Raw genomic sequence first — 23,326 nt, 5'->3', positions numbered from 1 at the left:
CTCCAGGAGTACACCATGAGCATCTATGACGTCGTGATTCTGGGCGGAGGCCCCGGTGGTTATAACGCAGCGATCCGCGCCGGTCAGTTGGGCCTCAGAGCGGTTTGCGTCGAAGGACGCGCCACGCTCGGCGGCACCTGCCTGAACGTCGGTTGCATGCCATCAAAAGCGCTGCTGCACGCCTCCGAACTCTACGACGCCGCCATGGGCGCGGAATTCGCCAACCTGGGGATTGAAGTCAAACCCACACTCAACCTCGCGCAAATGATGAAGCAAAAGGATGAAAGCGTTGCCGGGTTGACCAAGGGCATCGAGTTTCTGTTTCGAAAAAACAAAGTCCATTGGGTCAAGGGCTGGGGCCACATCGACGGGCCCGGCAAAGTGACAGTGACCGACAGCCAGGGCGAAAAGACCGAACTGAACACCAAGAACATCATCATAGCCACCGGTTCCGAGTCCACTCCCCTGCCCGGTGTGGACATCGACAACAAACGCATCCTCGATTCGACGGGCGCACTGTCACTGACTGAAGTGCCCAAGCATCTGGTGGTGATCGGCGCCGGAGTGATCGGTCTGGAGCTGGGTTCGGTGTGGCGGCGTTTGGGCGCTCAGGTGACAGTGATCGAGTTTCTCGACCGGATCTGCCCCGGTGTGGATGGTGAAGCCGGCAAAACCCTGCAACGTTCGTTGAGTAAACAGGGCATCAACTTCAAATTGAGTTCCAAAGTCACCCGCGCCACCACCTCGGCCACCGGCGTTCAACTCAGCGTCGAACCCGCCGCCGGTGGCACGGCCGAAACGATTGAAGCGGATTATGTGCTGGTATCCATCGGCCGCCGGCCTTACACCCAAGGCCTGGGGCTAGAGAACGTCGGCCTCGCCACGGACAAACGCGGCATGCTCGCCAACAAAGGTCATCGCACCGAAGCGGCTGGCGTCTGGGTGATCGGCGACGTCACGTCCGGGCCGATGCTCGCCCACAAGGCCGAAGACGAGGCCATGGTCTGCATCGAGCAGATTGTCGGCAAGGCGGCCGAGGTCAACTACGACCTGATCCCCAACGTGATCTACACCAAACCCGAACTGGCCAGCGTCGGCAAGACCGAAGAGCAGCTCAAGGCCGAAGGTCGCGCCTACAAAGTCGGCAAGTTTCCCTTCACCGCCAACAGCCGGGCAAAGATCAATCACGAAACCGAAGGCTTCGCCAAAGTGCTGGCCGATGAGCGCACCGACGAGATTCTCGGCGTGCACCTGGTGGGTCCAAGCGTCAGTGAAATGATTGGCGAATATTGCGTGGCCATGGAATTCAGCGCCTCTGCCGAAGACATTGCCCTGACCTGCCATCCACACCCGACCCGCTCCGAGGCCTTGCGCCAGGCGGCGATGAATGTGGAGGGGATGGCGACGCAGATGTAATGGTGTCGCCCCTGATCGTTCCCACGCTCTGCGTGGGAATGCCACAACGGACGCTCCGCGTTCGGCTCCGGAAGGGACGCGGAGCGTCCCGGGCTGCATTCCCACGCAGAGCGTGGGAACGATCTTAGTTCGTGGGTAAATGCTCCAGCGGCAACGCCCCCGGGGTCTTCACCGTATGAATCGCAAAGTTGCTGCGGATGTCGCTCACGCCCGGCAATTTCAGCAAACGCCCCGTGAGGAAACGGTCATAGGCGCGCAGGTCCGGCACCACCACTTGCAGCAGAAAATCCGATTCCCCTGACACCAGAAAGGCCGAAATCACCTCAGGCAACGCGGTCACGGCCAGGCGAAAGGATTCGGCCTGTTCGTCGTTATGCCGCTCGACCTTGACCCCGACAAACACCGTCAACCCAAGCCCCACTTCGTCGCGATCCAGATTGGCCTGGTAACCGCGTATCACCCCGGCTTCTTCGAGCATTCGAACCCGGCGCAAACAAGGCGAGGCGGACAGGCCGATCTCGTCAGCCAGTTGCACATTGCTCAGGCGACCGTCCCGTTGCAGGGCGGCGAGAATCTTGCGGTCGTAGGCGTCGAGTTTCATGGTTTGGCAGATCCTGATGGTTTACCTGCAATTGAGTGGCAGGTTATGCCAACCGGAAGCATTTTAGAAGCGAACTACGCAACCACCTGCCCTGCCCTTCAGCCCTAGACTGGCCGTACCGAATCGACAACGAATGGGGTGCAACGTGGCAGGACTCTGGGTGTTTTTCATGGCGCTGGCGGTGGTCTATCTGTTGCCGGGCCCGGACATGATCCTGTTGTTGCAGACCGGTGCCCGTCAGGGCAAAGGCGCGGCGCTGGCCACTGCGGTGGGTCTGGGCATTGCCCGTGGTTGCCATGTGGCGTTGGCAGCGTTGGGGTTGGCGGCACTGTTCAAGGCTGCGCCCTGGACGTTCGACGTGGTACGCCTGGCCGGGGCCGCGTATCTACTGTGGATCGGCATTCAATGCCTGCGAACCACAATGCTGCCGAGTTTGAACGGAGCAGACGCCCCCACCGAGAAACCTCGCTGGCGCACAGCGATCCAGCGCGGTTTGTTGACTAACCTGCTCAACCCCAAAGCCTTGCTGTTCTGCTCGGTGCTGCTGCCGCAGTTCATCGATCCACATGCCGGGCCAGTGCTCGCGCAATTTGCGACCCTCGGGATTGTGCTGGTCGGTGTCGGCTTGCTGTTCGACAGCGCCTACGCACTGACCGGAGCAGCGCTGGGCCGTTGGCTGCAACGCAGTCCTTCAGCCCAGCGCCTGCAGCAGTGGCTATTCGGCAGCTTGTTGATCGGCTTCGCTGTGCGGCTGACCTTCGTGCAACAGGCTTGAGCCTTACCTAGTCCTGCGGCGGCGATTGATCAGCAACAGCGCCGCTGCCGTGACCGCTATCACACCGCCAAACTGCAACGGCGTTTTGTAAGGCCGCAGCTGCGCGCGCACGGCATCGGTAACCTGGGTCACATAGCGTTTGTCGACATTTTGAAAGTCCGGCTGCTGGCATTGATGACCAAAATCGCCAGCCCAAACCACATACGGCCCTTCCTCGACATAACGACGGTAGAACGCGCTTTGCTCTTGCAGGCTGGTGCCCCACGACGAAGCCTCGCACAGCACCGCAGCAAACGCCTGACTGCTGTGGGGCAGATGATCAGCGGCCTTGCTCGCCAACGCCGTGGCGACAAAACGGTAGTGGAAGCGCTCATCAGGCTGCGCCACCGTGGCTTGCTGGCGCTGCACTTCACCCTCGGCTATCAGCGGTCCGACCTTGAGTTCAGCGCTTTCGAGGCTGTAATTACCACCAAAGGTCGCGTAATCCGGGGACAGCTCGTAGCCCAACAACTCCATTCCGTCGAAACGCGCGAGTGTCGCGGCATGGTAGTAAGCGAATGCCCGTTTGGTCGGCCACCATTTGGATTCGGCGTCGTGGCGCAACTGCCCGTACCACGTGGCCTTGTGTTGCAACTCGACGTTGTCGAAGTACGCAGGAGCCTCGTCGTACCGCTCTTCGCGAAGTAAGCGCCGCCCGAGCAAATTGCGCAGCTTCGCCGCCACCGGTAACTGCACGTAGTTATCGCGATCCTGCTGAGTCAAAGGTGGCGGTGCCGGCACTTGAGTGTCGACGTATTGCTTGAGCTCATCGACGGTCAACACCCGCTCGGCGACCGTGGCGGCGTCGAACCAGTAGATCTCTTTACTGCGATAAAGCTGATCGAACGCTTGCAGGTAATCCCCGCGTTGCAACGCCAGGATCGCGCGTTCCCCTTCAACCCGGCACTTGGGCTGAAGCGTTTCGAAGTCCCAGTCTGGCGTGCGCCGCTCACCCCACGACTCATTCTGCGGGAAGGCCTGGGCAGCCTTGGCATACGCCGCGGCAGCCGCGTTTTTATCGCCATCGCGCACGGCCAGTTTGGCCCGCAGCCACCACGCCAGTCCGCCATCACCGGCGTGTTCGAGGAACGCCTTGGCGCTGTCGTAATCACCCTGTTGATAATTCACCGCCGCCAGGCGATCCGCGTTATCGAGGCTACCGCGGGTGCTGTTTTGCAGCAGTTTGATCAGTTTCAATTCGTTCGGCGGTTGATCACCGAATGACCAGCCCAGTCGGCTGATCAACGAGGCCGTCACCAGTTGCTGTACCGGTTTGCCCTTGAGCAACACCGCCAGTTGATCCTCCGGCAGCGCCGCCAGATCAGCGACCAACAGTTTCAGCGAGGTGTAACCCACCGCCGAACCTTGAAGGTTTTGCATGGCGTAGAGTTCGATGGCGCGGTTCCAGTCGCCGGCCGTGCGGGCGACGCGGGCCTCTTCGCCGAGGCTGGCGACACCCAGTTCCAGAGGGTCACTGAAGCCGTCGATGGTCAGTTGACGAGTTTGCTCGAAAGCCTTTCGAGACTGAGCCAACAGATCGGGACCGGCGTCCGCTTCCGCGCTCATCGCAAACAGCGCCCGACCTGACGAATAAGCCGCCCAGGTGCTGCGCAACGCCCGTTGATCCGCCGGCAATGCCAGCACCTTTTGGAAGTACTCGGCTGCCAGCCCATGATCACCGGCATTGAATGCCACAGCGCCGGCCAGATAAAGCGTGAGCTCAGCCGGCAGGCTCGCGCCCTGACTCTCGACCTCATGCGTATCGGTCAGGCTGCGTAACTGTTTCACCAGCGTTTGCTGCTCAGCCGTCAAACCAGATTGCTCAGCCTTATCCCGCTGTTCTGCATAGTCGGGCGCCTCCATGTTATAGACAGTTTCGGTGACGTTCTTCAGCCCGGCGACCGCATGCCCGAGACGACTGATTTCAAATCTGAAGTTGCCTTCCGGCAGCTCCGCCAGCGACTGGCCGCGGTTGTCCAGCAGACGCATCGGGAAATCCGGTCCGCAGGCCAGCGCCGAACCCAGCGGCAGACTGAGGCTCAGGCAAAGCAGATGGCGGGGCCAGTTACGGGTCAACATTCGAACCTCCTTGATCAATATGTGCGCAACGAGCCCAACCCATGGCGCGCTGCCCGCCGGCCGGTATTCGACCCTCGCGCAGGCGGGTGAAGGTAAGCAGATCCGGACGCTGTTGCAATGCATAACCGGCCAGCGCATCGGCACCGTCACAGCCCTGCACCGCGAGTGTCAGGCGTTCGGGCCAGGCGCTGTCGAGGTTGCCCTGATTGCTGAGGCTGATGTCATAGAGGCCGTTCTGCCCCGAGAGTTTCAACGCCAGTCGACTGTCGAGGGCATCGCCACGCGCCACGGCCCCCAGGGTCATCAGGCTCCAGGCCCGGCGGTCGCTGGCCAGCGGCAAACGAAACCAGATCAGGCCCGCCAGATGAGTGGGTGGATCGTTGCGCAATTCGGTCCCAAGCCGGCTCAGTTGCTGCGGATCAGCGAGCAATTCCCGGCGCTTGCCGCCCCGTTCGATCGGCACTTCGCTTTCCACCACCGGCGCACCGGCGGCGCCCGGCAACAACGCCACACCGTAGGCCGGCAGCGCCAGATAGAAAGGTTTGGAGGTGATGCGGCTCCAGGCCTTGGTCCATTGTCGAGCCTGATCCGGGTCGAACAAGCCACGACGCGGATTACTCACCGCGTGCACCTGCAATACGCTGCTGTCGACTGTGGATAACAATGCCGGCAATTCGGGACTGTCGAGCCAGGCCGGCAATGCGGTGATGCTCAGCGGAATAGAGGCCGGCAATATTGCGCGCAGATGCGTAAGAAATTCACGGTAGGCCGGTAGCCGAGCATTACCGGCATCGTGGTCGATTTCCACGCCGGAGAGATTCAATCCCTGCCCTTGCCAATCGCCGAGCACCTGTTGAATTTGCGTGGTGACTGCATCCCGATCCAGCGACTTGAGCTGGCCATCAAGTCGAATCACCGCGATCAGCGGCCGACCGTCACGTTTAAGCAGCGCCGGGTCAATCCGCGCCCGGCTCCAACCCGCCTCGGGGAATGCCTGCAAGGCCAGCACCCGCAGGGTGGAAAAGTCAGCGCGGCTGTCCCTCAGCGCCGCATTGTGGGCCGGTGTCCATTGCCGTTGCCAGACGTAGAGTTGCTGATCGAGCGGTGGCGCGTCCTGTCGTTCGCAACTGTTGAGCAGCACTACCGCGGCAAGCAACGCCGACAGACGAGCGAAAAAATACATAAAGCCCCTTGAGCCGAATCAGATCCTTTGTAGCAGGCTCGGCAGATGCTACAGGTCAAGGACCAAAGGCTGCGACCCCTGCGCCGGAATCGCACAGCAAATCAGCACGTGTCCGTCATCCGGCACTTCGGCCGGCGGCTGTGGATAATTCACCTGGCCGCTGATCAGCCGGGTCTTGCAGGTCCCGCAGGAACCACCACGGCAGCTGAATTCCGGGCGCAATCCACGGCTTTCCGCCAACTCCAGCAAACTGCCGCCGTCCGGTTGCCAGCGGGCCTCCTTAGCCGAGCGCTGAAACACCACCGGCACCGAGGTGGTAGCAGCGGGCGGTTGCTCGATGACCACCGCGTCGGGGTCCGGCACCCGGCGCAAGGTCGAGGGGCCGAAGGTTTCGGCGTGAATCCTTACATCACGGATGTCCAGTTCCCGCAGGCCGTCGTACAGCCCTTGGGTAAAACTGCCCGGACCGCAGAGGACAAAATCCAGCTGATCGTAGTCCTCCACTTCAAGGAGGGTCTTGAGCAGCGCGGTATCGATCCGCCCAGTCAGGTCGAAATCCTCACCCTCCAAGGTCCCTGCTTCCGGCTGGCTCACCAGACGCAGCACCCTGACCGCATCACCTGCGCCATCGAGCAAGCGATCCAGCTCAGGACGAAACACTTGATCGGCCAACGTGCGCGAACTCTGGAAAAACCAGGTGGGTCGGATGTGCCGGGTGCGCAGGCCTTGGTAAACCACCTCGCGCAGCATCGACAGCAGCGGCGTGATGCCGACACCGGCAGCCAATAACACCAGCGGCCGACGCTCATTGGGCGCCACAGTGAAATGCCCTTGAGGCGCACGGGCCTCCAACAGATCACCGACGCGCACCTGTTCATGCAGATGCGAAGACACCAAGCCTTCACGCTTCACACTGATGCGGAAAAAATCATCGGACGGCGCGCTCGACAGACTGTAAGTGCGGATATGCACCTCGCCGGCAATGTTGAAGCGCAGCGGCAAATGTTGCCCGGCCTGAAACACTGGCAACCCCGCGCCATCGGCAGGCTCCAGATAAATCGAGCGGATGTTGTGGCTTTCCTCTTTGATGCGCGCCACCCGCAGCGGCCGCCAGGTATCGCCCAAGGCCTGGGCTTGCAGACGGGCGTTGGCTTGCTCCCAGGTACCGGTGAGCAAACTGGTGGGTGACACACCGTCGAAGCGCCAGCGCAGAGCAAGCGCAGCGGGCCTGCGCACCACGCGTTCGACCTCGAATGTCCACAAGCGCTCGGCGCCTTGAAACGCCTCGACTTGTGGGCCTTCAAGAATGACGTCGGTGCGGCCACTGAGGTGCAGCAGCTCTCCCGAATTGAAGTCGATAAACAGCAAACCGGCCCGGGGATTGAGCAGCAGGTTGCCCAAGGTGTTGAAAAACAGGTTGCCAGCGAAATCCGGAATGGTCAGGCGATTGCCTTCTACCTGTACGAAACCGGCCTGGCCACCACGGTGAGAAACGTCCACCGAGCGTTGGCCATCAACGTCCACGTAACTGGCGACAAAGAACGTATCGGCGCCCGCGATCAGGGTTTTGGCCGCTTCATCCAGCCCGTTGAGGTGTTGCGCGATGCGAGTCGACGGATCCGCCAACGGCACCGAGCGAAACTGCCGCAATTGGATGTATTGCGGGCAATTGCCGTAGGACTGCTCAACCGCCACATCGAAGCCGCTCGCCGTCATCGCGCCGACTCGGCCGTTGATGCGGTTGCGACGCCGGGTGTGCAGTTCGATCCCCAGCAGGCCGATCGCCGCGCCCTCCGTCAATTGCGCAGGATCATCAACCCCCGGCAGGCTGCTAAATTGCAGCGCACCCGGCGTTGGCGAGTGAGCGAAACCCGGCGACCCTTCAAGAATACTGGCCCATGGATTACCGTCGGCATCCACTGCGCCGTACAGCATGAACGGCAGTTGCTCATAGAACGTGCGGTGCTGATCCGGCATCTCGCGGCGAATCACCTTACGACCGAGCACCTCCATTCGCTCGGCAATGCCCACATGAGCCTGCAATTGTTTCTCGCCGGCGTGCCAGGGTGAACGGTCCACAACGACTTCTCCCCTGCGCCATCGGCGCAGTGTGAATGACCCGACAGTGCCGGGCCGTAAGCATCAGGCAGTTTTTTGCAGACCGGCCACGGTGCGCGGCATGCCGACAAACCCTGGCAAGGCTTCGATTCGTGCCAGCCAGGCGCGGATGTTGGCGTAATCCTCCAGAGACACGTTGCCTTCTGGCGCATGGGCGATGTAGCTGTAGGCCGAAACGTCGGCAATGGTTGGCTCGGCGCCAGTCAGATACGGCGTTGCGGCCAGTTCCTGATCGATCACTTTGAGCACGGTGTGGGAATAAGCGATCACTTCTTCAGCGTTGTAAGCCGCACCAAACACCGTGATCAGCCTCGCTCTGGCCGGGCCAAAGGCAATCGGCCCAGCGGCAATCGACAACCAGCGCTGAACCTTGGCCGCTCCGACCGGATCGCTTGGCAGCCAACGGCCGTTGCCATATTTTTGCGCCAGATAAACCAGAATCGCGTTGGAATCGGCCAGCACCACGCCTTGATCATCGATGACCGGAACCTGGCCAAATGCATTGAGCGCGAGGAAATCCGGCTGTTTGTGCGCGCCCTTGGCCAGGTCGACAAATATCAGCTCGGTGGGCAAATGCAGCAGGGACAGCATCAGCTCTACGCGGTGAGCGTGGCCGGAACGTGGGAAGTTGTAGAGTTTGATCGCTTGCATGGTCGACTCCGCTGGGTGGTGGCGCTGTTGAACAGTGTTCAGCACCGATGGGGGGCTATCTTCCACCCGCAACCAAAACAACAGAATAACCAGCCTACGCAATCCATTATTTCACCCAGTGAAATAAACCATCAGGCCTGCAAGGACGGATGCTCACGCAGCGCGCTCACCGCAAAATCCACAAAACTGCGAATCCGCGCAGGGGCCTTGCGCCCGCCCTGATAAACCACATGGATAGGCAATGGCGGCAGTTCGAAGTCAGCCAGAACGATTTCAAGCTCACCGGAAGCGACTTTACTCGCGATCTGATAAGACAGAACCCGGGTCAGCCCCAAGCCAAGGCACGCCGCCGTAATAGCCGCCTGATTGGCCGTCACCACCAGGCGCGGCGCTGGTCGAACACTCAGCGGCTCTCCCCCTTCGAGGAACGGCCAGGTTCTCGACTGACCGATAGAGGACGTCGCAACAACCGGCGCCTGAGCCAGATCCTGAGGATGTCGAGGTCGACCATGGGCCTTCAGGAATCCCGGCGAGCCACAAATCACCCGCCGAACCTCACCCACGCGAATCGCGTGCTGATTACTGTCGGGCAACTCACCGATCCGCACGGCGACATCGACGCCCTCCTCAACCATGTTGACCACTCGATCGACCAGCAATCCATTGATGCTGACTTCAGGAAACTGCGTCAGATAATTCACCATCACGGGTGTGACAAACAGCTCACCAAACAACACCGGCGCAGTAATCGTCAATTGCCCACGCGGCTGGGTGTGGCTGCCCGCCGCCGAGTCCTCGGCTTCCTGCACCTCGGCGAGAATCCTCCGACAGTCTTCCAGGTAACGCTGACCCGCCTCGCTCAAATGCACGCTGCGGGTGGTGCGCGTCAGCAGCGAGGTGCCGATGCGTTTCTCCAGCGCCGCCACCGCGCGAGTCACGCTGGCGGCCGACAGGCCCAAACGCCGCGCCGCCGCCGAGAAGCCTTGGTCTTGGGCGACGGCAGCGAAGACCTGCATTTCCTGGAATCGGTCCATGGGCGTGTCCTCAATTCAGATAAAAAAAATCGCAACCGTAGGCTGCGATTTTTAATGTGTTGGTGCCGAACAAAATAATTTGACACCAGCGGCCTAACAAAAGCTGGTGCTAAACTGCATTTCCGAATAAGCCACTGGGTAAACATTCTGACACTTAACAGCTCAAGCCTCTAAAGCAACCCAGATTTTCAACAATATATTTTGACAACAAGGTGAGAAATTCCTTCCCCCAAAACACACAAGCCTAACGACCCCTAACCGGAAGCCGTTAGGCTCGGGCTGCGGCCACTCAATGGACCACTCAAAAAGGGCCTGATGTCCCGAGGCCGAACAGAGACTGGGCCTGCTCCCGAAGCCTTCCCTAACTCCATGGACTCCCCGCTCAGTAACTCTCCGAGTTGAGTTGCCTCGCCTCATGGGGCGACCTTCCACTCCACTCCTTGAAGGCGCGAGTGAAGGCGCTGTGCTCCGAATAGCCCAGCAGCATGGCGATATCCACGATTTGCAGGCGTGGATCGCGCAGGTACGACAACGCTAGTTCGTGGCGGACCAAGTTCAGCTCATAGCGAAAGCTGGTGCCGGCCTCTTGTAGACGGCGCTGTAGCGTGCGTGACGAGGTGCCCAGTTGGGGGCTTATCCGCTCTATGCTCGGCTCACCTTCGCGCAAGGCATGGGTAATGGTCTTGCGCAGCTGTTCCACGAATTCATCCTGCTGTGGCAACTGGGCCAGCAGGCGATCCGCATGTTGTTCCAACAGGGAGACCAGCGCCGGGTCGGGGCTCTTAAAGGGCAGTTCGAGCAGTTGCGCGGAGAAACGCAGGACCGCCTCGGCCTGACCGAAGCGTACCGGGCAGCCGAAGAAGGCTTCGTACGGGCTGGTGTCGAGGGGGCTGGGATGATTGAAATCGATTCGCAACGGGTTGACCGTGCCGCGCACTAGGGCACGGCAGAACTGCACTATGGCAACCATACCGGTTTCGTTCACCAAGGGTCCGGGCTGGTACTGGCTGACATCCCAGACCAGTTCGAACCAGCCGTCGCCGTCGCGGCGAGTCATGGGAATGACGTCGTACACCAGGCGAATGTAGCGCTCCAGGCGTTGAAGAGCCGTACCGAGATTACCGCAGGCCAGCAGCACCGAGCCGAGCACACCGATATGCCGGGCGCTGATGGTTTGACCGACGTGTAGGCCCAGCAGCGGGTCGTCCAGTGCCTGCGCCGCCGTCACCAGCAGGCGATCCCAGCATTCCACGTCAACGCCGCCGACACCCTCTTGGGCGGGTGTGGGCCAGGGCTGGCCAAGCACCGACTCGGGCTCATGACCGAGCGCCTCCAGGTATTCATAGAGCAGTTGCACGTAGGTCTCGGGCACCACGCGCCTATACAAAGGCTGGCTCATCGGGCCTCTTTGGGTGGGTTGGCCTTTTGTTGTTTGACGCAAAGTGTCAAGCAAGTCGTCGGATACCGTCAAGCCTTCCTAACGGCAGCGGCCGAGAATGACGGCACTCCAGCCATTCCAGCAGATGCCGTTCATGAACACGATCACCGATCTTCTGGCACCAGCGACAATCCAGTTCTTCTCCAACGGCTCGCGTTGCGTTGCCGACTTTTACCGCCCACTGGGTGCAGGACCTTTCCCGGTGGTGGTGATGGCGCATGGGCTTGGCGGGACGCGCAAGATGCGCTTGCCGGCCTTTGCCGCCCGCTTCGCCGCCGCCGGCTACGCTTGCCTGGTATTCGACTATCGCCACTTCGGCGACAGCGAGGGCGAGCCTCGCCAACTGCTGGATATCAACCGCCAGCTCGAAGACTGGAAAGCCGCGATAGATCACGCCCGCCGCCTCGCGGATGTGGACCCGCAGCGTGTCGTTATCTGGGGCACCTCGTTCGGTGGCGGGCATGTGCTGGCCACCGCCGCCGACGATGCCAGGGTGGCCGCTGTCATTTCCCAATGTCCCTTCACCGACGGCCTGAGCTCCAGTCTTGCCACCGAACCCCTGGTGTCACTTCGCCTCACCTTGCTGGCCCTGGCCGACCGTATCGGCTCGTGGTTCGGCGTCAAACCCATCCTGGTTCCGCTCGCCGGTCAACCTGGCGATACGGCATTTATGACTTCGCCGGATGCCTGGAGTGGCTATAACGGGCTGATCCCGTCAGGTGCGCGTATCCGCAAAGAGGCCGCCGCGCGCTTTGCCCTGGACATCATTCGCTACTACCCCGGGCGCAGTACACCTCGTATCCAGGCCCCCGTGCTGTTTTGCGTGTGCGATCCCGACAGCGTGGCACCGGCGAAGCAGACGCTGCGTCACGCCCGGCGAGCGCCACGTCATGAGATCCATCGCTATGCCCATGGGCATTTCGATATTTATGTGGGCGAAGCCTTCGAGCAGGTGGTGGGTGATCAACTCGACTTCCTCAAGCGCAACGTGCCAAGCCCCCCAACGAAGAGATAAGAATATGTACGACCTTCAAGGCAAAGTGGTTCTGATCACCGGCGCGGCTGGCGGCATCGGCGCCGCCAGTGCACGCGAATTGTATGTGCAGGGCGCCAGCCTAGTGCTGACCGATACCTCGCAGGAGGCGGTGGACAAGCTGGCCCAGGAGTTCAACAGCCAACGCGTGTTGCCGCTGGCGTTCGACGTCACCGACGCCGAGGCGGCAAAGGCAGTGATACGCCAAGCAGTCGAGCGTTTCGGCCGTCTCGATGTGGCCTTCGCCAATGCCGGCATCTCCTGGCGAGGCGTACCGGCGACCCTACGCACCTGCGACGAAGCGGAGTTCCGCCGCATCATTGAAGTGGATCTGTTCGGTGTGTGGCACGCGATGCGCGCCGCACTGCCGGAGGTCGTGCGCAATCGGGGCCAAGTGCTGGTCACGTCGTCGACCTATGCCTACTTGAACGGCATGGCCAACGCGCCCTATGCCGCGAGCAAGGCGGCGGTGGAGTCGCTGGCCCGCTCGCTGCGCGCCGAGTTAAGTGCGACCGGGGCCAGCGCCAGCGTGCTCTATCCCGGCTGGACGGCGACCGCCATCGCCAAGGTCGTCTTCGGTGGCAACGCCATCGCCACCCAGATGAACGAGACCCTCTTGCCGGCCTTCCTGCATCGGGCGATTGCACCGGAACAGGTGGCACGTGGCGTGGTGCGCGGTCTACAAAAGCGCCAGCCGCGCATCGTTGTACCGGCTCGCTGGGCGCCCATCTCACTGTTGCGCGGCCTGTTCAATGTTTTCACGGACTGGCATCTGACACGCGATGCCCGCCTGCAACGGTTGCTCCACCAATTGGAAGAAGAAACCGTTCGCACCCAGAGCCCAAGTTGATGCCCCACTACTTGCTTAAGGTTCACTCATGAAAAGCTACTCGTTGAACGACCGCGTCATCGCCATCACTGGTGCCACGGGTGGTCTCGGCAGGGCCGCCGCGCAGGCCCTGCGCGACAAAGGCGCGAAGCTGGTCTTGCTGGATCTCGATCTGGATAGCCTGAATGCCATGGCTGTCACCCTGGGCGGGCCTAATGTCGCTGTCGGTTGGGTGGCCAACGTGCGCTCAATTGAGAGTCTGGAAACAGCGCTGAAAGAGGCCGCGCAGCATTTCGGCGGAATTGATGTGGTGGTCGCCGGCGCTGGTGTCAGCTCGGTGGTAGCCCTGGAGTATATCGATCCCGCCACGTTTGACCGGGTCATCGATATCAACCTCAACGGTGTGGCGCGCACCTTCCGCGCTTCACTGCCCCATGTGAAGGCACGCCAGGGCTATCTACTGGCCATCTCGTCTATGGCGGCTTTCGTTCATTCGCCGTTGAACACGGCCTACACCGCCAGCAAGGCCGGAGTCTGGGCCCTGTGTGACAGCTTGCGCCTGGAGCTTCGTCAGCACGGCGTGAGTGTCGGCTCGTTCCACCCGACCTTCTTCCAAACGCCGATGATGGAGGCGATCGTTGATGGGCCGTCCTCCACCCTGGTCTGGAATAACCATCAAGGGGTCTGGCAGTTCGTCGCGTTGGAGCAGGTGGTGGCCGCCCTGGTGGACTGCATCGAGCAGCGGCATGACTTGGTGACGGTGCCACGCAGCCAGGTGCTGGTGGCGAAAGCGCCAGGCTTGCTGCGCCGGCTTATCGAGTGGATCGGTTTCGACGCTGGAAAAGTCGCCGAAGCGGTAAGGCTCAGCGATGAAGACAAGGCTTCATTAGGTCAGGGTCGCAGCCGGAACGAATGACCGCTTCTGGCCGTGGGCATGTCGCCCGCATCCGGGCCGGAACTAACCAGGAAATCCTGGCGCCGCTCTTGGGGCGCTATAGCTTCAAAGTCGAATGGCTTAATGAGTCCCTGACTCGCATTTGTAAGTCCAGCAGTCGTGCCCTGGCGGTGTTCCGTCAGGGTCTTTTGCACAACTTCGATCAACTCCAACCGGCACTCAAAAGTGCACAGGAAGGCGAAGCCTTGCCTGCGTGCAATCAACAAAAACAATAAACGAGAGGTGGAAAATGAAACTCAATAGCCGTGCGATCCCGTGTCTCTCCGCTCAGCGAAAGTGTGCTGCGTGGATTAAGTACACCAGTGTCATGGCACTGCTCAGTGCCTCTACAATTGCAGGCGCCAATGGCATTGCTCTTAACGAACAAAGTGCCAGCAGTGCGGGAACTGCTTATGCGGGAAGGTCGTCTTCCGCACTGGACGCCAGCACCATCTACGGAAATCCTGCTGGCTTGACCAAGTTGAAACGTACCGAGATTTCCGGCGGGGCCGCGATCATCTCGGGGAGCGACGACATTAGTGATGCGCAGAGCAGTGTCGCAGGAACGAATAAGGGGGACTCGGTACCTTTGGCGGTCGTGCCCTTCGCCTATATGTCGACGCCGCTTGATGATCGTTTTTCGATTGGTCTGGGTCTCTATGCTCCGAGTGGTTTGATCAATGATTATGAGAGCACTTTTCAGGGCCGCTACCAGGGTTCCTATAGCTCGACCAAGGAGGTAACCCTGCAGCCCACCATTGCCTATCGGATCAATGATTACGTGTCCATTGGTGGCGGACCGACCATAAACCATTTCGATGCAAAACTTCAGAATTACCTGGCCACCGGCGCCCTGAACAACGGCCAGGACACACGGATCACCATCAAAGGCGATGACACGGCAATTGGCTACAACGTCGGCCTCTTGGTTGACTTGAGTGATGCAACGAGTTGGGGGATTAACTATCACTCGAAGGTGAGCTATTACCTCAAAGGGCATACCGAGGTTTCCGGCTCCCCGAGCGTTATCCCGCTGGACGGAAAGTATGACAACAAGATAGACATCACGATGCCCGAATCCGTGGACACCTCTATCACCCATCATTTCAATAGTCGCTGGACGGGATACCTGGGGACCACCTGGAAACGTTGGAGCCGGATCCAGAAGGTCGAGGTAGTCAACAGCGGTCTTTCCCCCGTGGGCCAGGCGGCTGGCCTGGGAACCGTGACCGAAGAAATGAACTGGCGCGACACTTGGGCCACCGCAGTTGGCGCATCCTTTCAATTGAACCAACAATGGCTGCTGCGTGCAGGCTACGCCTACGATCCGTCGCCAATCAGCAATGCTGATCGTAGCGTGCGCGTACCGGTTGGTAACCGCCAAGTCGTGACCCTGGGTGGCGCTTATTTGCCGAGTCCCGATCTGACGATAGACTTTGCTTATGGTTATCTCTGGGAATCCAGAGCCTCGGTAAACCAACCGAACAACTCCGGCCTTCAACCTGAATACAGTGCTAATTACGAAAACAGTGCGAATATATTTTCAGTGCAGGCAACCTATCGGTACTAATCCTCACCCTCATAAGCCCGATGAAGGTCAGTTAAGCAATTTCAGCCGTGACGCACTCTTTGTTGTAGCAGCCTTGTCTACGACATCCGGAGAAAACTCGGATACGAGCAAATACCCATATTCAAGGTCAGACAACAGGTGATGGAGACGATCAGTTTTTACGCCCAGCACTTTGCGGGAGCGGCCGTGCGAAGGGACGTCCTGGCGATCAATATCGGATTGTGTCTTAAAGCTACGACCACGCAAGCCAACCTCCCATGCCTTCTGCGGCCTCCACATATCCTCAAAATGGAATGTGCACAAAAAGTCCTAGGAAATATCAGCGCTGTGAATAAGTCTGAGCACCAGTACCAGACTAATCCTTTAGCGAGATCACAATCCAAAATCAGACATATGGTGGAGGACGTAAAAAAGAAAAAGCCCCTGAAATCAGGGGCCTTAGGCATTGTGTCAAAATCTATTCTCTGGTTTCAGAATATTTTGTCTGTTGTCAAAATGTATTGTCTGAAACCAAATGTTTCCATCACCTGTGGATAACTTATTCCACCGTCACCGACTTCGCCAGGTTACGCGGCTGATCAACGTCGGTGCCCTTCAACACGGCAACGTAATACGAGAGCAACTGCAGCGGAATGGTGTAGAGGATCGGCGACAGGATGTCGTGGATGTGCGGCATTTGCACAACATGAGTGCCTTCGCCATTGGTCATGCCAGCTTGTTCGTCTGCAAAGACGATCAGCTCGCCGCCACGGGCGCGGACTTCCTGGAGGTTGGATTTCAACTTCTCCAGCAGCTCGTTGTTCGGTGCCACGGTGACCACTGGCATGTCGTTATCCACAAGCGCCAACGGGCCGTGTTTCAGCTCGCCGGCCGGATAGGCTTCAGCGTGGATGTAGGAGATTTCCTTGAGCTTGAGCGCCCCTTCCATTGCCACCGGGAACTGCGCACCACGGCCGAGGAACAAGGTGTGGTTTTTCTCGGCGAACAGCTCGGCGACTTTTTCGACGGTGCTGTCCATGGCCAGGGCTTCGCCGAGGCGGGTTGGCAGGCGACGCAGCTCTTCAACCAATGTGGCTTCGACGTCTTTGGCCAACGTACCTTGAACCTGGCCCAGGGACAAGGTCAGCAACAACAGACCGACCAATTGAGTAGTAAAGGCTTTGGTTGAGGCTACGCCGATTTCGCGACCAGCCTGGGTCAGCAAAGTCAGGTCGGATTCACGCACCAACGAGCTGATGCCGACATTGCAAATCGCCAGGCTCGCGAGGTAGCCCAACTCTTTGGCGTTACGCAGGGCGGCCAGGGTGTCGGCGGTTTCACCGGACTGGGAGATGGTCACGAATAGCGTGTCGGCCTGCACCACTACCTTGCGGTAGCGGAATTCGCTGGCGACTTCGACCTGGCACGGGATGCCGGCCAGTTCTTCGAGCCAGTAACGGGCAACCATGCCGGCGTGGTAACTGGTACCGCACGCGACGATCTGCACGTTACGCACTTTGGCGAACAGCTCGGCAGCCTGTGGACCGAACGCTTGCACCAGCACTTGATTCTGGCTGATGCGACCTTCCAGGGTACGTTGCACCACAGCCGGTTGCTCGTGAATTTCCTTGAGCATGAAGTGGCGGAATTTGCCCTTGTCGGCGGCTTCGGCACCATCACGGTATTGCACCGACTCACGTTCGACCACTTGGCCACTCAGGTCCCAGATCTGCACGCTGTCGCTGCGAATTTCGGCGATATCGCCTTCTTCCAGGTACATGAAGCGGTCAGTGACCTGGCGCAGGGCCAGTTGATCGGAAGCCAGGAAGTTTTCACCCATGCCCAGGCCGATAACCAGCGGGCTGCCACTGCGGGCCGCAACCAGACGATCCGGTTGCTGAGCGCTGATCACCGCCAGACCGTAAGCACCGTGCAGCTCTTTGACAGTAGCCTTCAGGGCCACGGTCAGATCAGGCAGATCCTTAAGTTTGTGGTCCAACAGGTGGGCAATGACTTCAGTGTCGGTGTCCGAGGTGAACACGTAACCCAAGGCTTTCAGTTGCTCGCGCAGGGCTTCGTGGTTCTCGATGATGCCGTTGTGCACCACCGCCAGATCACCGGAGAAATGCGGGTGAGCGTTGCGCTCGCTCGGCGCACCGTGAGTGGCCCAGCGGGTGTGGGCGATACCCAGGCGGCCGGCCAGCGATTCTTCGGCCAGCGCCAGTTCCAACTCACTGACCTTGCCCGGGCGACGCAGGCGCTCAAGCTTTTGGCCATTGGTGTAAACCGCTACACCGGCACTGTCATAGCCACGGTATTCCAGGCGTTTCAGGCCTTCGAGCAGGATGGCGGTGATATTACGTTCTGCGATTGCGCCGACAATTCCACACATGCTATTTCTCCTGATTGACAGCCGCGAGGATCAAGTTGATTCCGCGGGCCTGAATCTGATCCCGTGCCTCAAGCGGCAGGCGATCATCGGTAATAAGGGTATGGACGCTGCTCCACGGCAGCTCCAGGTTAGGAATCTTGCGGCCGATCTTGTCGGCCTCCACCATGACAACCACTTCCCGGGCGACTTCAGCCATGACTCGGCTCAGCCCCAGCAGCTCGTTGAACGTGGTGGTACCGCGAACCAGGTCGATGCCATCGGCACCGATGAACAACTGGTCGAAATCATAAGAGCGCAGGACCTGCTCGGCCACTTGCCCCTGAAAGGACTCGGAATGCGGGTCCCAGGTGCCGCCGGTCATCAACAGTACCGGCTCATGCTCAAGTTCGCTCAAGGCATTGGCGACATGCAGGGAGTTGGTCATTACGACCAGGCCCGGCTGCTGGCCGAGTTCCGGAATCATCGCCGCCGTGGTGCTGCCGCTGTCGATAATGATCCGCGCATGCTCGCGAATCCGTGCAACGGCGGCGCGAGCGATAGCCTGTTTGTATATGGACACCGGCTGACCAAGGTCGGCCACCAGCTCTTGAGGCAGAGTAATCGCTCCGCCATAACGGCGCAGCAGCAAGCCGTTGCTCTCAAGTGCAGCGAGATCCTTGCGGATCGTAACTTCCGACGTTTCGAAGCGCTTGGCCAGCTCATCCACACTGACTTCGCCCTGCTCATTGAGCAAAGCGAGGATGTTGTGACGGCGTTGAGGTGTATTGCGCTTCGACATGGTTTGGTAAGTTTCGATTCGAAAGATAACGGAAGCAATCAAAACCTATTGGCGAAACTTCGTCAAGCGTGGGGCGATAAAACGGCCTGTGGATAAAAGCATCGCGGGCAAGCCCGCTCCCACAGGTTTTGCGAGATCCATGTGGGAGCGGGTTTGCCCGCGAATTCGATGGTGCTGCCTGTGAATAACTTAAGCAGGTCACAAATATGTGGATAACTCAGCTTTTCTTAATCTTCTCCGGTCGTTTCCAACCGTCGATATTCTTCTGCCGCGCACGGCCTACGGCCAACTGCAAGTTATCCACATTCTGCGTAATGGTCGAACCAGCAGCAGTGGTTGCCCCGGAAGAGATATCCACAGGCGCAACCAACGAGTTGTTGGAGCCGATGAACACATCTTCACCCAGCACGGTTTTCCACTTATTGGCGCCATCGTAGTTGCAGGTAATGGTGCCCGCGCCGATGTTGGTACGCGCGCCGATTTCGGCATCGCCCAGATAAGTCAGATGACCGGCCTTGGCGCCTTCGCCCAGGTGAGCGTTTTTCAACTCAACGAAGTTACCCACATGGGCGCGTGCTTCCAGCACAGTACCTGGACGCAATCGAGCGAACGGGCCGGCATCGCTGCCTTCGCCGAGAACCGCGCCTTCGATGTGGCTGTTGGCCTTGATCACCACACCTTTGCGCAAGGTGCTGTCCTTGATCACGCAGTTCGGGCCGATCACCACGTCATCCTCGATAACGACCTTGCCTTCGAGGATCACGTTAATGTCGATCAGCACGTCGCGGCCGACGGTGATTTCACCGCGCACATCGAAACGAGCCGGGTCACGCAGGGTCACGCCTTGAGCCATCAAACGACGACCGGCGCGCAGCTGATAGTGACGCTCAAGCTCGGAAAGCTGCTTGCGGTCGTTAGCGCCCTGCACTTCCATGGCGTCATGCGGTTGCTCGGTGGCCACCACCAGACCGTCGCTGACCGCCATGGCGATTACGTCGGTCAGGTAGTACTCGCCCTGGGCGTTGTTGTTCGAAAGACGGCTCATCCACCCAGCCAATTGCGCGAACGGCAGCGCCAGAATGCCGGTGTTGCCTTCAGTGATCGCTCGTTCGGCTTCATTGGCGTCTTTTTGCTCGACGATGGCTGTCACCTTGCCGTCGGCGTTGCGGACGATGCGGCCATAGCCGGTCGGGTCGTCCAGTTCGACTGTCAACAAACCCAGTTGCTGCGGCGCTACTTGCTTGAGCAGACGCTGCAGGGTTTCGACTTCGATCAATGGCACGTCACCATAAAGAATCAGGACGGTATCGGACTCAATGAAAGGCACCGCTTGAGCAACGGCGTGGCCAGTCCCAAGCTGTTTGTCCTGCAGGACAAAATTCAGATCATCAGCCGCCAGACGCTCGCGCACTGCATCGGCGCCATGGCCGATCACGACGTGGATGCGCTGTGGATCAAGTTGCCGGGCGCTGTGGATAACATGACCGAGCATCGAGTTGCCGGCAATCGGATGCAGAACTTTCGGCAGTGCCGAACGCATGCGAGTGCCTTGACCAGCAGCGAGGATAACGATTTCTAAAGACATGACTGGCTACCAATCCTGGGTGGTCAGCGGCTGCGACCAGGTTATGAATATCTAAAAAGAAAAAAGGGTAGCCGAGGCTACCCTTTTTAATCAATCGCACAACAAGCGGTGGCCTATTAGTGGCCGAACTTCTTGCGGATCTGCTGGACGGTGCGCAGCTGAGCTGCAGCCTCGGCCAGACGTGCGGCAGCAGAACCGTAATCGAATTCTGCACCACGGTCATGCAAGGCCTTCTCGGCAGCCTTAACGGCTTCCTGAGCGGAGGCTTCGTCCAGGTCGGCAGCACGTTGCACAGTGTCGGCAAGTACCTTGACCATGTTCGGCTGAACCTCGAGGAAACCGCCGGAGATGTAATACACCTCCTCTTCCCCGCCCTGCTTGATCAGGCGGATCGGACCCGGCTTGAGATTAGTGATCAGCGGCGCGTGACCCAGGGCGATACCAAGATCACCCAGTGCACCGTGCGCAACCACCATCTCGACCAGGCCGGAGAAGATTTCCCCTTCCGCGCTGACGATATCGCAATGGACTGTCATAGCCATCTGATTGCCTCAACCTAAATTAGCGCCCGTTGCCGGGCGCCGGGATTACAGTTTCTTGGCTTTCTCGATCGCTTCTTCGATGCCGCCGACCATGTAGAACGCTTGTTCTGGCAGGTGGTCGTAGTCACCGTTGAGGATGCCTTTGAAGCCAGCAATGGTGTCTTTCAGGGAAACGTATTTACCCGAAGCACCGGTGAAGACTTCAGCCACGAAGAACGGCTGCGACAAGAAACGCTGGATCTTACGAGCACGGTTTACCAACTGCTTGTCGGCTTCCGACAGCTCGTCCATACCCAGGATCGCAATGATGTCCTTCAGTTCTTTGTAACGTTGCAGAACATACTGTACGCCGCGAGCGGTGTCGTAGTGGTCCTGGCCGATTACGTTCGGGTCCAGCTGGCGCGAAGTCGAGTCGAGTGGATCGACCGCTGGGTAGATACCCAGGGAAGCGATGTCACGGGACAGAACGACGGTAGCGTCCAAGTGGGCGAAAGTGGTCGCTGGCGACGGGTCAGTCAAGTCATCCGCCGGTACGTATACCGCCTGGATCGAGGTGATCGAACCGTTTTTGGTCGAAGTGATACGCTCTTGCAGAGTACCCATCTCTTCGGCCAGGGTCGGCTGGTAACCTACTGCGGAAGGCATACGGCCCAGCAGTGCGGATACTTCAGTACCGGCCAGGGTGTAACGATAGATGTTGTCGACGAACAGCAGAACGTCGTTACCTTCGTCACGGAACTTCTCGGCCATGGTCAGGCCGGTCAGTGCTACGCGCAGACGGTTACCCGGCGGCTCGTTCATCTGACCGTAAACCAGTGCCACTTTGTCCAGAACGTTGGAATCCTTCATCTCGTGGTAGAAGTCGTTACCCTCACGAGTACGCTCACCCACACCGGCGAACACGGAATAACCGCTGTGCTCGATGGCGATGTTACGGATCAGTTCCATCATGTTTACGGTTTTGCCTACACCGGCACCACCGAACAGACCGACTTTACCGCCCTTGGCGAACGGGCAAACCAGGTCGATAACCTTGATGCCGGTTTCCAGCAGGTCGTTGCCGCCCGCTTGTTCAGCGAAGGTTGGCGCAGGACGGTGAATGCCCCAGCGCTCTTCGGTGTCGATCGGGCCAGCTTCGTCGATCGGGTTGCCCAGTACGTCCATGATCCGGCCCAGGGTCGCTTTACCGACCGGTACGGAGATGGCTGCGCCAGAATCCTTGACTTCCAGACCGCGCTTCAAGCCTTCGGTGGAACCCATCGCAATGGTACGAACCACGCCGTCGCCCAGCTGTTGCTGAACTTCGAGAGTAGTCCCGGCCGCGCTTTGTACCAACAGCGCGTTGTAGATGCTCGGTACGCTGTCGCGTGGAAATTCCACGTCGATAACGGCGCCGATGATTTGAACGATACGTCCGCTACTCATAGCTGGATCCTCTGAATATTTGAACCGTTAAACCGCGGCAGCGCCGCCGACGATTTCCGAGATCTCTTGGGTGATCGCAGCCTGACGCGCCTTGTTGTAGACCAGCTGCAAATCGCTGATCAAATCACCGGCGTTGTCGGTAGCGTTCTTCATCGCGATCATCCGCGCAGCTTGTTCAGCCGCGTTGTTCTCGACCACCGCCTGGTAGACCTGCGACTCGACGTAACGGACCATCAAGCCGTCAAGCAGCTCTTTGGCATCCGGTTCGTAGAGATAGTCCCAGTGGTGCTTGAGCGATTGATCCGGGGTTGCCTCCAGTGGAATCAACTGCTCCACAGTAGGCTGTTGCGTCATGGTGTTGATGAACTTGTTGGACACCACGGACAGGCGATCAATACGGCCGTCCAGGTAGGCATCCAGCATCACCTTGACGCTGCCAATCAGATCATTGATCGACGGCTCTTCACCCAGGTGGCTGATAGCTGCAACGACGTTACCGCCGAAGTTGCGGAAGAAAGCCGCACCCTTGCTACCAACAACACACAGATCGATCTCGACGCCGTTTTCGCGGTTTACCGCCATGTCCTTGACCAGGGCCTTGAACAGGTTGGTGTTCAAGCCACCACACAGACCACGGTCACTGCTCACTACGACATAACCGACGCGCTTGATTTCACGCTCGATCATGAAGGGGTGGCGATATTCCGGGTTGGCGTTGGCCAAATGACCAATAACCTGGCGGATGCGCTCCGCGTAAGGACGGCTAGCAGCCATGCGCATTTGTGCCTTGCGCATTTTACTGACCGCCACTTTTTCCATGGCGCTGGTAATCTTTTGCGTGCTTTTGATGCTCGCAATCTTACTGCGAATCTCTTTTGCGCCTGCCATGTAACACCTATCAGGTTAGCAAGCGGGAGCCTTGCGG

At 59.3% G+C, this 23,326-nt stretch carries 20 protein-coding genes; 7 read left to right on the top strand and 13 right to left on the bottom strand.

Annotated elements, in window-relative coordinates; all coding sequences use genetic code 11:
* Positions 1-15: 15 nt before the first annotated feature.
* Complete coding sequence (gene lpdA / locus DFS28_RS00785) at positions 16-1,416, top strand: dihydrolipoyl dehydrogenase (protein ID WP_111448195.1); 1,401 nt, start codon at positions 16-18, stop codon at positions 1,414-1,416.
* A 124-nt stretch (positions 1,417-1,540) separates the two neighbouring features.
* On the opposite strand, the gene DFS28_RS00780 is transcribed toward lpdA, so the two are convergent.
* Positions 1,541-2,017 carry an Lrp/AsnC family transcriptional regulator gene (locus DFS28_RS00780; protein WP_111448194.1) on the bottom strand — a complete coding sequence of 159 codons (477 nt, stop codon included), beginning with the start codon at positions 2,015-2,017 and terminating at the stop codon, positions 1,541-1,543.
* Between the two features lie 145 nt (positions 2,018-2,162).
* On the opposite strand from DFS28_RS00780, the gene DFS28_RS00775 reads away from it, so the two are divergent.
* Complete coding sequence (locus DFS28_RS00775; protein WP_111448581.1) at positions 2,163-2,792, top strand: LysE family translocator; 630 nt, start codon at positions 2,163-2,165, stop codon at positions 2,790-2,792.
* A 3-nt stretch (positions 2,793-2,795) separates the two neighbouring features.
* Here the strand turns inward: DFS28_RS00775 and DFS28_RS00770 are convergent, their stop codons facing one another.
* From DFS28_RS00770 to DFS28_RS00745, 6 genes are all read right to left on the bottom strand, one after another.
* Positions 2,796-4,910, bottom strand: coding sequence for a hypothetical protein (locus tag DFS28_RS00770; protein ID WP_111448193.1), 2,115 nt, complete (start codon positions 4,908-4,910; stop codon positions 2,796-2,798).
* The gene (locus DFS28_RS00765) at positions 4,897-6,093 is read right to left on the bottom strand and encodes a DUF3142 domain-containing protein (protein ID WP_111448192.1); all 1,197 of its coding nucleotides are present in this window, start codon (positions 6,091-6,093) and stop codon (positions 4,897-4,899) included. The genes DFS28_RS00770 and DFS28_RS00765 overlap by 14 nt, the downstream gene beginning before the upstream one ends.
* Positions 6,094-6,141: 48 nt before the next feature.
* The gene (locus DFS28_RS00760; protein ID WP_111448191.1) at positions 6,142-8,172 is read right to left on the bottom strand and encodes a pyridoxamine 5'-phosphate oxidase family protein; all 2,031 of its coding nucleotides are present in this window, start codon (positions 8,170-8,172) and stop codon (positions 6,142-6,144) included.
* Between the two features lie 63 nt (positions 8,173-8,235).
* Complete coding sequence (locus tag DFS28_RS00755; protein ID WP_111448190.1) at positions 8,236-8,862, bottom strand: glutathione S-transferase family protein; 627 nt, start codon at positions 8,860-8,862, stop codon at positions 8,236-8,238.
* A gap of 131 nt (positions 8,863-8,993) precedes the next feature.
* A complete protein-coding gene (locus DFS28_RS00750; protein WP_111448189.1) occupies positions 8,994-9,896 on the bottom strand; it encodes a LysR family transcriptional regulator in 903 nt (300 codons plus the stop codon).
* Positions 9,897-10,278: 382 nt separating this feature from the next.
* Positions 10,279-11,295: an AraC family transcriptional regulator gene (locus DFS28_RS00745; protein WP_111448188.1), complete on the bottom strand. Its 1,017-nt coding sequence runs from the start codon at positions 11,293-11,295 to the stop codon at positions 10,279-10,281.
* Positions 11,296-11,428: 133 nt separating this feature from the next.
* On the opposite strand from DFS28_RS00745, the gene DFS28_RS00740 reads away from it, so the two are divergent.
* From DFS28_RS00740 to DFS28_RS00720, 5 genes are read left to right on the top strand one after another with little or no spacing between them, the layout of a single operon-like run.
* Positions 11,429-12,349: an alpha/beta hydrolase gene (locus tag DFS28_RS00740; protein ID WP_165934040.1), complete on the top strand. Its 921-nt coding sequence runs from the start codon at positions 11,429-11,431 to the stop codon at positions 12,347-12,349.
* 4 nt (positions 12,350-12,353) lie between these two features.
* Entirely contained in the window at positions 12,354-13,217 is an 864-nt protein-coding gene (locus DFS28_RS00735; protein WP_111448186.1) for an SDR family NAD(P)-dependent oxidoreductase, read from the top strand.
* Positions 13,218-13,245: 28 nt separating this feature from the next.
* Positions 13,246-14,112: an SDR family NAD(P)-dependent oxidoreductase gene (locus DFS28_RS00730; RefSeq protein WP_111448185.1), complete on the top strand. Its 867-nt coding sequence runs from the start codon at positions 13,246-13,248 to the stop codon at positions 14,110-14,112.
* Positions 14,109-14,366: a hypothetical protein gene (locus tag DFS28_RS00725; protein WP_111448184.1), complete on the top strand. Its 258-nt coding sequence runs from the start codon at positions 14,109-14,111 to the stop codon at positions 14,364-14,366. The genes DFS28_RS00730 and DFS28_RS00725 overlap by 4 nt, the downstream gene beginning before the upstream one ends.
* Positions 14,367-14,380: 14 nt before the next feature.
* Entirely contained in the window at positions 14,381-15,700 is a 1,320-nt protein-coding gene (locus tag DFS28_RS00720; protein WP_111448183.1) for an outer membrane protein transport protein, read from the top strand.
* Positions 15,701-16,238: 538 nt separating this feature from the next.
* On the opposite strand, the gene glmS is transcribed toward DFS28_RS00720, so the two are convergent.
* From glmS to atpG, 6 genes are all read right to left on the bottom strand, one after another.
* Entirely contained in the window at positions 16,239-18,071 is a 1,833-nt protein-coding gene (gene glmS, locus DFS28_RS00710) for a glutamine--fructose-6-phosphate transaminase (isomerizing) (protein WP_111448182.1), read from the bottom strand.
* A 1-nt stretch (position 18,072) separates the two neighbouring features.
* Positions 18,073-18,849, bottom strand: coding sequence for a DeoR family transcriptional regulator (locus DFS28_RS00705; RefSeq protein ID WP_111448181.1), 777 nt, complete (start codon positions 18,847-18,849; stop codon positions 18,073-18,075).
* Positions 18,850-19,066: 217 nt separating this feature from the next.
* Complete coding sequence (glmU, locus tag DFS28_RS00700) at positions 19,067-20,434, bottom strand: bifunctional UDP-N-acetylglucosamine diphosphorylase/glucosamine-1-phosphate N-acetyltransferase GlmU (protein WP_111448180.1); 1,368 nt, start codon at positions 20,432-20,434, stop codon at positions 19,067-19,069.
* 116 nt (positions 20,435-20,550) lie between these two features.
* Positions 20,551-20,976: a F0F1 ATP synthase subunit epsilon gene (locus DFS28_RS00695; protein ID WP_008155716.1), complete on the bottom strand. Its 426-nt coding sequence runs from the start codon at positions 20,974-20,976 to the stop codon at positions 20,551-20,553.
* 45 nt (positions 20,977-21,021) lie between these two features.
* Complete coding sequence (gene atpD, locus DFS28_RS00690) at positions 21,022-22,401, bottom strand: F0F1 ATP synthase subunit beta (protein WP_033059678.1); 1,380 nt, start codon at positions 22,399-22,401, stop codon at positions 21,022-21,024.
* A gap of 27 nt (positions 22,402-22,428) precedes the next feature.
* Complete coding sequence (gene atpG / locus DFS28_RS00685; RefSeq protein WP_033059680.1) at positions 22,429-23,289, bottom strand: F0F1 ATP synthase subunit gamma; 861 nt, start codon at positions 23,287-23,289, stop codon at positions 22,429-22,431.
* Positions 23,290-23,326 lie beyond the last annotated feature (37 nt).

The sequence above is a fragment of the Pseudomonas sp. 478 genome, from assembly GCF_003254125.1.
Lineage (GTDB): Bacteria > Pseudomonadota > Gammaproteobacteria > Pseudomonadales > Pseudomonadaceae > Aquipseudomonas.
This window is presented reverse-complemented; position numbering and strand designations above follow the sequence as displayed.

Excerpts from the sequence above, each read along its gene's own strand:
- DFS28_RS00735 (WP_111448186.1), top strand. The coding sequence starts at position 12,354 with ATGTACGACCTTCAAGGCAAAGTGGTTCTGATCACCGGCGCGGCTGGC.
- DFS28_RS00765 (WP_111448192.1), bottom strand. The coding sequence starts at position 6,093 with ATGTATTTTTTCGCTCGTCTGTCGGCGTTGCTTGCCGCGGTAGTGCTG.
- DFS28_RS00750 (WP_111448189.1), bottom strand. The coding sequence starts at position 9,896 with ATGGACCGATTCCAGGAAATGCAGGTCTTCGCTGCCGTCGCCCAAGAC.
- atpG (WP_033059680.1), bottom strand. The coding sequence starts at position 23,289 with ATGGCAGGCGCAAAAGAGATTCGCAGTAAGATTGCGAGCATCAAAAGC.
- atpD (WP_033059678.1), bottom strand. The coding sequence starts at position 22,401 with ATGAGTAGCGGACGTATCGTTCAAATCATCGGCGCCGTTATCGACGTG.
- DFS28_RS00740 (WP_165934040.1), top strand. The coding sequence starts at position 11,429 with ATGAACACGATCACCGATCTTCTGGCACCAGCGACAATCCAGTTCTTC.
- glmS (WP_111448182.1), bottom strand. The coding sequence starts at position 18,071 with ATGTGTGGAATTGTCGGCGCAATCGCAGAACGTAATATCACCGCCATC.
- DFS28_RS00695 (WP_008155716.1), bottom strand. The coding sequence starts at position 20,976 with ATGGCTATGACAGTCCATTGCGATATCGTCAGCGCGGAAGGGGAAATC.
- glmU (WP_111448180.1), bottom strand. The coding sequence starts at position 20,434 with ATGTCTTTAGAAATCGTTATCCTCGCTGCTGGTCAAGGCACTCGCATG.
- DFS28_RS00745 (WP_111448188.1), bottom strand. The coding sequence starts at position 11,295 with ATGAGCCAGCCTTTGTATAGGCGCGTGGTGCCCGAGACCTACGTGCAA.
- DFS28_RS00755 (WP_111448190.1), bottom strand. The coding sequence starts at position 8,862 with ATGCAAGCGATCAAACTCTACAACTTCCCACGTTCCGGCCACGCTCAC.
- lpdA (WP_111448195.1), top strand. The coding sequence starts at position 16 with ATGAGCATCTATGACGTCGTGATTCTGGGCGGAGGCCCCGGTGGTTAT.
- DFS28_RS00725 (WP_111448184.1), top strand. The coding sequence starts at position 14,109 with ATGACCGCTTCTGGCCGTGGGCATGTCGCCCGCATCCGGGCCGGAACT.
- DFS28_RS00780 (WP_111448194.1), bottom strand. The coding sequence starts at position 2,017 with ATGAAACTCGACGCCTACGACCGCAAGATTCTCGCCGCCCTGCAACGG.
- DFS28_RS00770 (WP_111448193.1), bottom strand. The coding sequence starts at position 4,910 with ATGTTGACCCGTAACTGGCCCCGCCATCTGCTTTGCCTGAGCCTCAGT.
- DFS28_RS00730 (WP_111448185.1), top strand. The coding sequence starts at position 13,246 with ATGAAAAGCTACTCGTTGAACGACCGCGTCATCGCCATCACTGGTGCC.
- DFS28_RS00720 (WP_111448183.1), top strand. The coding sequence starts at position 14,381 with ATGAAACTCAATAGCCGTGCGATCCCGTGTCTCTCCGCTCAGCGAAAG.
- DFS28_RS00705 (WP_111448181.1), bottom strand. The coding sequence starts at position 18,849 with ATGTCGAAGCGCAATACACCTCAACGCCGTCACAACATCCTCGCTTTG.